This is a genomic window from Candidatus Binatus sp. (assembly GCF_030646925.1).
Classification (GTDB): Bacteria; Desulfobacterota; Binatia; order Binatales; family Binataceae; genus Binatus.
Genome location: NZ_JAUSKL010000100.1, coordinates 1 through 9,582, shown reverse-complemented (window position 1 = coordinate 9,582; position 9,582 = coordinate 1). Strand labels below are relative to the sequence as shown.

Sequence of the window (9,582 nt, the reverse complement as noted above, 5' to 3'; positions counted from 1 at the left end):
CGCTCCGCCGATATGTAGCTGAACATTCCGCTCTGCTGATGGTCCACCCCACGCATCTCCGCCACCTCCTCCTACAACCTCTTCCTACTCCACTATATCCGATCGAGTGGAAAACTCCTCGTTTTTCCGCAGCCTGCTAGGGCCCGCTCGTAAATCCAGAGGCTGGTACCGGTTGGAGCGAGTAGGGCAATGTCACCTGCGCGCGATGGCCGGAATCTTTTTTGGTCCTTGTCCCACACCGGATAGGCGCCGATGAGGTCTCGCACAATGTTCGCGACAATCGACGCTTCCTCTCGACGCACCAAGTCGACCACCAAGTTGCCCTTTCCGTTCTTATGTCGGTCATCAAGTGCGATCTCGAAGGCTGCTACGCCCGGTTCGTCACCGCGGGTGCGCACGGACGTAAGAGCCGTGAAGCCGGGTTGTCCCTGTGCTTCGTCAAGCAATGCCGCGAAATGGGCGTTCACAAATTCGAGGATTGGAGGCTGCGAGCGAAAATTAGCAAACACTTCTAAGATGGCCGTCGGATCACGAGCTGACAGCGCCCGCTTGGCGACGAGGTAGGTTTTTACGTCAGCGCCGCGAAAACGGTAGATTGCCTGTTTGGGGTCGCCCACGACAAAGAGCGCCCCGGGACGGATTGTGCGTTCGTACCACGGCGACGCCGCGTCACCTTCACCAGCGAGCCGCCACAGGATTTCGGCCTGCAACGGATCGGTGTCCTGGAACTCATCGACCAGAATTCGAGGGTAGCGCTGCGCGAGAGCTTGACGCACCCCTTCGTTGCTCTTCAGAAGATCGCGGGCATGATGGAGCAGGTCGTCGAAGTCGAGAAGCGCGGCATTACGCTTGTAGTCCCGGTATAGGTCTCTGAGGGCGCCGAATTCTGTGACAAAGCGTTGAAAAGCGAGCGCGCCTAAACCATCGCAAAACGCTTGGTACTCTTCACCGCAGGCCTGATAGTGGGACTCGCCGGCGGCACTCAGATGTTCGCTCTGGGCAGCGGTCAGTCCCGCTGCTCTGCCGGCGTCCCTCCATTTGCCCTTACGGCCCCACTGCTTGAACGCGCTCTCCCCCTTTTTGCATGCTTGCGGCGCCTTGTGGAATATAAGTTCGGCGATACGGCGCCCGGTCATCGGTTCCGTTGCCGCCTCGCGTGCCCGAGCGGCAACTTGCGTCAGGTCTTCGATAAGTTCGCCGGTCGTCGGCTCTGCAACGCCGCAACCGTTGTACCAAGCGGAGAATTGGGTAACCGCGTCCGCAAGCCGCGCAAAGGTCGCGGGATCGACTATCGCGGCAGATGCCTGCGCCGTCCGATGGGCCTTGAGAAATTGAGAGGTTTTGCTAATCAGCTCAAGCGTCTCGTCGGGCGCCTTGAAGAGCAATTCGGCAAAGAAATCGTCTTCACCGCCCACCCCTGCTATTGGGGGAATGCGCCCGAGACCTTCGGCGCCGCGGTCCCGCCCAAAACGGGCCGAGAGCCAAGCTTCCATCAGATCTTGATAGGCGAGCTCGGCCGCTGCGGGATCGATGATGGCCGCGCCCGGATCAATTCCGGTTTCTACGGGATACGGCTTTATCAACTGCTGGCAGAAGCCGTGAATTGTCGTACATGTGATTTCGTCAAGAGCGTCAATCCCGCTCTCAAGGTTCTGCCTTTGCGCATTGGTTAGCCCTTCGGGCAAGGACTCTGAAAGTTCCACGGGGACTTGGCCGCCGAGAAGTTCCTGCACAAAGCGCTCAATGCGCTCAAGAAGTTCTGAGGCGGCTGCCTCGGTGAAGGTTATGGCGACGATGCCGTTCGGATGAACGCCGGCAGCCAGAAGGAGGGCAACTCGCCCCGCCATGAGAGCAGTCTTGCCGCTGCCTGCGCCGGCTTCAACGACGAGAGTGCGATGATGGTCCGCCAAGGCGGCCAAGCGTGCCGAAGCATCGGGGAGGCGCTCAAGTGCGGATTCTTGCGGCATCTCAAGGGTCTCCCCATAGCGGTGCGATCGCAGCAAGCTCTTGTGCGACCAGCCGCAATTTAGCCGCAAGATAACTCTCCGTCGCGCCGCCGGGCAGGGCTAACGCCAAGTCATACCAGGTCTCTTCAGCAGCTGGGCCTGGGAGCGCAGTGCCCGCAGCGAAGGAGGCACTGGCAGCAGTAAGAAATGCGGCAAGCTTTTCAAGCGTTCCCTCAGGATTCTCAAGCAGTAGCACTTGGCCGTCCTTGCGCGGATAAACGAGTCGGGCGTCTACCTGCGGGTGGCCGGCGACAAGCGCCTTGACCGCGTAAGCGTAGAGGCACCGCTGCAACTCAGCTCCGCCCCTTAGTTGAGGAGGCTTGCCGCCACCGAGCTTTCCTGATTTGTAGTCGGTGACGCGAGCGCGGCTTCCGTCGCCAGCGAGATCGAGGCGGTCAATCGACCCGCCGATGCGGATGGCAGTACCGGGGATAATCACCGGCTCGATCGGGTCCCATGGGAGCGCCGAACGCACTCCTTCGCTAAGGTCGTCGGCTTTTGGGTCTCCACCAAACGGAATTTCAGCCCAGCTATGCTGATCGGGCAGTCCGTCATCGTGCTCGGATAGAGCGATGACAGCCAATTCAACTGCCTCCGCACGCTTGCGTTTCCAGACGACAGGAGGTGGCACCGGCCGGTTCTCATCCCAACGAGTGGCAACCATTTCCGCAGCGGTTTCGACGGCCCGCCTGACGTCCTGAGCTGAAGCGCCAGCAAATCCACCAGAGCCGGCACTTTCGAGCCAAGTCACCGCTCCTTCAAGAATCTCGTGCAGGAGATTGCCGAACGCAAGCGGGTCGAGTGTCAGCGGCTCGTCGGTCTCTTCGGGTTCGGCCCATCCAAAACCGTAGGTCCACAGATATCCCAAAGGGTCGCGCAGCAGCTTTACCAGGGAGGTTGCCGATTGCCGCCGGTCAAGCGCCCGGAGAAGCAGTGGATGGTTCGGCCTCACTAACCCGTCGTGACCCGTGATTTGCTCTCGATACCAGTCGATCCACGTCTGGAGCGCTGACATCGCAAGCGGCAGCCCCGCGAACTCGTCGGGGCGCGCCAGCAAACGGTCGCCGGCACTTGCCGCATGCTCGGGTTCTCGGCTTTGAGCGAGATAGACCTCGTTCACACCGCGCGGGTAGAGGGGAGACATTCCGTGTAGCCGCCCCCCGCTGTCGCGCCGCGCCCGCGAACAGACAAGTTCGCGACTTGTCATGTCGTGAATCGTCAGAAAATCGCGTCGGTCGGCCTGATGTACTGGCAGCGGATCGAGGCGAGCCGTAGCGATTATGTGGTCAGGGAGTATTGGGTCTTCGGTCGCACGCCGCGGCCACGATCGCGAAGTCAGGCCAACCAGCCAAGTGAGCGGGCGCGGGACGGCCGCAACCGCGGACGCCGGAGCCCAAAGTATGGCAGTATCAGGCTCCACACCATCGTCAACGCGCAGGCCAGTGAGCGTTACGTCGAGCGCAGCGGGTGGCCCTTCTGTCAGCGCTTTGCGCCAGACAGTTAGCGCTTTTGCTGCAAGAAGCAGTTGGCCGATCTCTGCCGCTTCGTTGAGCCCCTTGCTGAGAGTTTCGACGATTTCTCGGAGCAGCGGCCGGTGGTCTGTACCATCAGAAAAACTCTCTGGTGTCAGCGCCGAGATCGCGCGTCTCCAACGCGCGGCATCAAGTAAAGGCGCATTTTCGGGCAAGGCGCGCCACCAGTCACCCGGCAAGGACGAAGAGCGGGGGCTTTGCGAGCGCAAGAGTGCAATGAGGCGGACGAGCCGCGTTCGCGAGAAACCACGCAAGAGAATTTCGGCCAGCGCGGCGGCAAGCTGACCTTGGGGAGTTGAAAGTGCCGCACGCCCGTGAACGAAATGAATCGGAAGATTTGCGCATTCAGCCAGCGCCAGCATGTGATCGTCCCAAGCGTCTGGCGCGGCCGCAGCGATCGCGATCTCTTGCGGAGACGCTCCCTGGGCAAGATGCCAGCGTGCCCAGCGCCACGCCTCCAAAATCTCATGTCGCGGACTCGCACATGAAATTGCGATGGTGGTCGGCCGCTCCGGCGCTCGCGCTTCTACCGGGATCCCAGTCGAAGATAGCCATTCCGGAACGCGTCTCGCTTCGGCGATCCAAACGATCTCAGTCTCTCGCGCGATCGCGGCCAGCAGCGGCCGCCAGACCGGCGACATTTCTGTTCGCCCGTGGACTTCGATTCTGCCGAAAAGCGTGGGCGCGTAGCAGACACGCTCCAAGGCGGCGGTAACGAGATCGTGCGGGCGGAGCTGGCTCTTGGGCAGGCGTGCGAGCACCGCCGTCTCGAGGGTAGCCAAAGAATCAAGGCGCGCCGTTGCCGTTGGATCGCTTGCCGCAGCGATTTCTGCTGCAAGGTCCAGCCCTGCGGTCCAAGCCTTGGCCAAGGTCGCGGCAGCGGCCCTCTGAAAACCGGGCAGCGCCTTGATCACGTCAAGCTCGCCCAAGGGCGTCGCCAGAGCCTCCCCGACGGCGGTCTTCAGGTCGTCGGGGTCAATCGGTTGGAAGAACCCTCCAGCCAGACGCGCCGCTAGTTGCTCGATAGTGAAGAGCTGGAGGCCCTGTCGGGAATGCAGGGCGGCCTGGGTGCGGTAGCTGCGCCAAGCGTTGCGGCTATGGACGACAAGCGTTCTGCGCAAGATGCGCCCCCAATCGAGGAATGGTGGAAAACCCTTCTAAGCCCGGTCGGTTTCAACAGCGAGGAGAGAGAGGCTCGAACGCGATAATCCTCCTAGGCCGGATCGTCGCGTCCTGGTGTAAAAGAGGTCATTTCTCCCGCAAATAATCTCCATCTTCATGTTCCTGCGCATCCCGATTCTTCAGCACATCCGGAAGGTCATTACCGTCATGACTTCAGGGTAGCGTATCGACCGCAAACTGCATATCGTTGAAGCAACGCCGAAGGAAATTGTATGTGGCCGTTTACTCGAAGAAACGGTTCAGAAAAGATGCAGCCCGCCATTGATCTCGTGTACGACGAGACGTTTCTCCGCATCAAATCCCTGGATTTTTTCGGTCAATACGCCCGTTCTGCAAACGGAAGATACACGATTGCATGGCGCGACAGCGATCCAGCCGGTTACGTAGGGGGCCATCGCGATAAGGGCGAAGGCGACTATGTCCTCCTTGATGGCGAAAGTGTTCTGGCTCACGGACGCATGCAGCGACCGAACGATGGAAAGGTTGCTGACAACGGCAGGTTCGTCATCAATGACTGGCTCTTCGGTGACGGGCTCAAGGGTATCTTCTACGCCTTCGAGTTGAATGGCTCCGCAATACTGAGCAAGCGCTTCAGAGCAAATCTGGACAAGAGTGGCATTTCTCTCGATGGATCTCTTGCTGTCTGTCAGACACTGTACAGCGATAATGAAGATGCAAATTTGCTAACGCTGTTCGATCTGTCTCAGAAGCTCGTGATTGCTCAGTGGCGACCGCAATCCGGGGCGGCGAGCGGTTACGAATTCGAGGCTCCGACGAGAAAGCTATTCCTCGTTTATGGCGGCCGCGCGTACCAAGACTATGCCGATCCAAAGTGGGCCTACTCTTTCGACGGTGAGTTTCTCGATCGAGATAGATGGTTGGCCGACAAGCTGAAGTGGGGCGACTTCTCTACGCTGATCATGACGGTTGAGGATCTACTCAAAGTCAGCGGCGCGTCTATAGACCCACCGAGATGTCGTATGTTGCTTAAGTCGGTAGAACTGGCGATCCAGAAGGGTGCCGACGGCTATCCTGATTGGCACGCGCATGCGTTGAAGCTGTCGGGCATCCTACATGAACAGTTGGGCGAGTTGCCGGAGGCAATCGCACTATACGGGCGAGCTCTCGCGCTGAATCCGAAGATTGGAGTGAAGCGCCGACTCGTCGCCCTTACGAAGAAAGTTATTGATTACCGCTGACAAAGAAGGGCGACGATTTGAGCCGGGGTCGCCGTCGCGGCCGGTTTGTTGGGGCAATGGTGATTTTGTAACAAGTCGGCACAATCGGGAGCAGGAAGGACACCGAGCAATTCGTTGAGGAGGCTAGAGCATGACAGTACGCGACGATCTTTCCGCTCTTCTTGGTGAGAAGCGTTTCGTCGCGGCCATCGAAAAGTTCGAAGAGCTGCAGAAGGCCGCCCAAACTGGTCGCGCGTTCTTGATCGGAGCTGGCTGCAGTAGGTGCGCAGGCTTACCCCTGACAGCCGAACTGACTGAGAAGGCCCTCAACAGCGACAAGCTCGACGACACCACGAAAACAATTCTTACTGCAATTCGCGAACTCTTCGATGGTGCCGTTAGCCCGAACATTGAGGACTACTTGAGCGAGCTGATCGACCTGCTCGCTATCGCTGACCGAAGGACCTCGCGAGGTGCATCAAATAAAGAGATCTCTCTGGGGGGAGTCTCCTATAGCGAAGCGCAGTTACGGGCGGCCGCCGATCAAATCAAGCTGGGTATCGCGACCGTCATTGAACTAAAGAAGGTGTCCATTGAAACCCACCAACATTTTGTTCGAGCTGTGCATCGCCCCCTGCGGCCAGGGAAATCTACGTCTGGTCAGGTAGTGGATTACCTCGTCTTGAACTACGACACCGTACTTGAGGACGCCTTAGCATTGGAGCGGCGCCCTTCCTCGGACGGGCTCGATGGAGGAGCGACTGGTTGGTGGAGCCCCGGAACATTCGATCGCAGCGGTCTAGCGGCCCGCGTATACAAGCTGCACGGATCGATCGACTGGTGCGAGTTCCCGGGCGATCCTTTACCTCGGCGGGTCGCAGCTAGTCTTGAAATCGAGGCGGCTAACGAGCGGAGAATTCTCATCTGGCCCGCCTCGACGAAATACCGCGAAACTCAGCTTGACCCCTTCGCGCAACTATGGGAGCGCGCTCGACGAGTGCTCCGGCCGAGTCGCGGTTCCCAGTGTGTTCTGGTCGTCTGCGGGTATCGATTCGGCGACACTCACATCAATCTTGAACTCGATCGCGCGTTACGGGAATCGGCAGGTGACCTCACAATTGTCGTGTTCACGTCTGACAACGAGCCTGCCGGTCAGTTGAAGGAATGGCATAACGACGACGATGTAAAAGAGCAGGTGATCGTTTTCGCTAATCGGGGTTTCTTCCACGGCACTCAGTCGGAAAGCGCGACGAATGACCTCCTATGGTGGAAGTTCGAGAACATCACTCGGCTGCTTGGAGGTGAGCGATGAACAGCGAGAAACGCAATCCAGGCGATCCGATTGAGAACTTGGCCATCGGCAAGATCATTGAAGTAGACGGATCTCACGTCATTGCCGAATTGGACTCCGGTCTGACGGAGCTGTCGCGTGTCTATGCGGGCGAGGCCTATCCGATCGGCCAATTCGGTTCGATCGTTCGCATCCACTTCGGGCGTCGCCTGATCTACGCGCTTGTCGGTCGGCTCAGAATGAAAGCAGAGTACGAAGCCGAGCGCGGTCTGGCGCCCAACGCCTCGCCGGATGAGAGGATCGTCGAGGCCGACTTGTTTGGGGAGGGCGAGTGGACCTCGGACGCCGCCGGCAAACCAAGGTTGAAGTTCGAACGTGGCGTGGCGACCTATCCCTTGCCGCAGCAGACCGTGTATCTCACACCAAAGTCGGAACTGCGCTTCATCTATGGGCACGGGACAGGGTCGGTTATTCGCCTCGGCGAGCACGTCGGGTCGGGCGGTGCGCCGTGCTTTGCGGATATGAACGAACTACTCGGCAAGCACACTGCGGTGCTCGGTTCGACCGGGTCCGGTAAGTCCGGTGCGGTTGCAGCGATTATTCACAGCATTCTTGAACGGGGAAAGGAGGCGGGCTACGCGAGTTGGACACCGCAGATTGTCATTCTCGATCCGCATAACGAGTACGGCAAAGCGTTCCCCGAGAAGGATTGTAAGCGCCTTTCAACTGATGAAGGTACGCTCTCGCTCCCGTACTGGCTGTTAGACCTAGACGAAACGATCGGTCTCTTGCTCGGGAAGACTGAACACGCGGCTACCTCGCAATCGAACATCGTAAAGAACGCGCTACTTACGGCGCGAATGACCGCAGCGAGGGACACGCTGCATCTTGACCCCATGAAACTCACTGTTGATTCGCCGATTCCTTACATCATTGGCGATCCTTCAGGGCTAGATGTGTTCGGTGAACTCGGCGGAACAAAATACGGGATCGGTTTTGTTGGCGCAATAAACGCACAGAGGCCGGCCAACAAGAACAAGAATGATCATGAAGACTACAACAAGGTTTTGCGTAAGCTCGACTCTCTTATCAAAGACGAGCGACTCGCGTTCATGATGAGGCCGTGGGACGGTGCGAACGATCCGTTTCCGGGTGTGCTGAGCCAGCTATTAGGGGATGGAGGGCCGCTGCGAATCGTCGACGTGTCGGGCGTGCCAAATGAAGTCGCAGGTACTGCAAGCGCTGCTATTGCGCGTACCCTTTTTTCGCTCAAGGTTTGGCAAACAGTTCCTGAGCGCGAAGCGAGTCCCGTCCTGCTCGTCTGTGAAGAGGCCCATCGTTACGTGCCAAACAGCGGAGCAGCTCAATACGAGGCGGCGCAAGAAGCCATCCGGAGAGTCGCGAAGGAGGGTCGCAAGTACGGCATTGGTTTGATGTTGGTGTCGCAACGCCCGAGCGAGGTTGAGGCAACCGTCTTGTCCCAGTGCAACTCCTGGATAGTGCTCCGAATTACGAATGAGTCAGATAGAGAGCACGTCCGCGGGATGCTCCCTGACTCGATGGCGGGGCTCACAAAGATGCTCTCTGGCCTGCGGCGACAAGAAGCGATCTTTGTGGGGCAGGCGGCAATGCTGCCCTCGCGCATCATGATCAGAGACCTTTCGCCCGATCAGCTTCCCAAGTCGAACGACATCGACTTCGACAAGGGATGGCAGAGCGCCGCGATGTCCGAAGAACAGATCAAGGTCGTGGCAAATCGCTGGCGGTATCAAAAGCGATGACTCTTTTCGAATCGGTCGTCGAACAGTTCACCCTTGTCTAGATCGATAGCAGGCGCTTAAGTCGATTGGGGTGCAGTTCTACGCGGAAGCCGACAGCGAGAGAAACCGCACACCCGCGCCGGCGGCTTTGATGAGCCAGCAATCCGCCTGGCTGGCGCGAGCGTCCACCGCGATGAAGGCGTTGTGCCTCCTAGCAGGCTGTTGAAAAATTCTTCTGTGTTGGGATCGACGGATGGTTTTGCATCGGTATAGTGGAACGAAGTGATCCAGGTTGGGGAGGGAGCGGAAGATGCGGGGACACGATCGGCCACAGGCCACGATGCTGACGTTGGTGAATCCGGAGCAACGGATACCGGCCAACCATCCGATCAGGATGATCAAGTCATTGGCAGAGGTCGCGCTGAGGAACTCTCGCCATTGTTCGAGCAGATGTACAGTGAAGTGGGCCGGCCCTCGATTCCGCCGGAGCGGTTGCTGAAGGCCTCGCTGTTGATGGCGCTGTACACGGTGCGCAGCGAGCGGCTGTTGTGCGAGCAGTTGGACTACAACCTGTTGTTCCGCTGGTTCCTGGATCTGAACTGGGACGAGCCGGGCTTCGACCACTCGACCTTT

The 9,582-nt window shown here is 58.9% G+C and carries 6 protein-coding genes; 4 read left to right on the top strand and 2 right to left on the bottom strand.

The annotated features are described in order from the left end of the window. Positions 1–92: 92 nt before the first annotated feature. Both Q7S58_RS17190 and Q7S58_RS17185 read right to left on the bottom strand, forming a co-directional pair. Positions 93–1,967, bottom strand: a complete 1,875-nt coding sequence (locus Q7S58_RS17190; protein WP_304828652.1) for an exodeoxyribonuclease V subunit beta — start codon at positions 1,965–1,967, stop codon at positions 93–95. Position 1,968: 1 nt separating this feature from the next. Beyond that, on the bottom strand, positions 1,969–4,659 hold the full coding sequence (locus Q7S58_RS17185; protein WP_304828649.1) for a PD-(D/E)XK nuclease family protein: 2,691 nt from the start codon (positions 4,657–4,659) through the stop codon (positions 1,969–1,971). Positions 4,660–4,932: 273 nt separating this feature from the next. On the opposite strand from Q7S58_RS17185, the gene Q7S58_RS17180 reads away from it, so the two are divergent. The 4 genes from Q7S58_RS17180 to Q7S58_RS17165 all read left to right on the top strand — a co-directional run. Then, on the top strand, positions 4,933–5,919 hold the full coding sequence (locus Q7S58_RS17180; RefSeq protein ID WP_304828646.1) for a tetratricopeptide repeat protein: 987 nt from the start codon (positions 4,933–4,935) through the stop codon (positions 5,917–5,919). A 130-nt stretch (positions 5,920–6,049) separates the two neighbouring features. After that, a complete protein-coding gene (locus tag Q7S58_RS17175) occupies positions 6,050–7,210 on the top strand; it encodes an SIR2 family protein (protein WP_304828643.1) in 1,161 nt (386 codons plus the stop codon). Next, on the top strand, positions 7,207–8,970 hold the full coding sequence (locus Q7S58_RS17170) for an ATP-binding protein (protein WP_304828640.1): 1,764 nt from the start codon (positions 7,207–7,209) through the stop codon (positions 8,968–8,970). Before Q7S58_RS17175 ends, Q7S58_RS17170 begins: the two co-directional genes overlap by 4 nt. Before the next feature lie 417 nt (positions 8,971–9,387). Beyond that, positions 9,388–9,582 (top strand): transposase (locus Q7S58_RS17165; protein ID WP_304828637.1); only part of this gene is annotated, 195 nt, incomplete at its 3' end.

Bases quoted from the DNA above. Each gene is read 5' to 3' on its own strand.
- Q7S58_RS17190 (WP_304828652.1), bottom strand. From the start codon at position 1,967: ATGCCGCAAGAATCCGCACTTGAGCGCCTCCCCGATGCTTCGGCACGC.
- Q7S58_RS17180 (WP_304828646.1), top strand. From the start codon at position 4,933: ATGTGGCCGTTTACTCGAAGAAACGGTTCAGAAAAGATGCAGCCCGCC.
- Q7S58_RS17175 (WP_304828643.1), top strand. From the start codon at position 6,050: ATGACAGTACGCGACGATCTTTCCGCTCTTCTTGGTGAGAAGCGTTTC.
- Q7S58_RS17170 (WP_304828640.1), top strand. From the start codon at position 7,207: ATGAACAGCGAGAAACGCAATCCAGGCGATCCGATTGAGAACTTGGCC.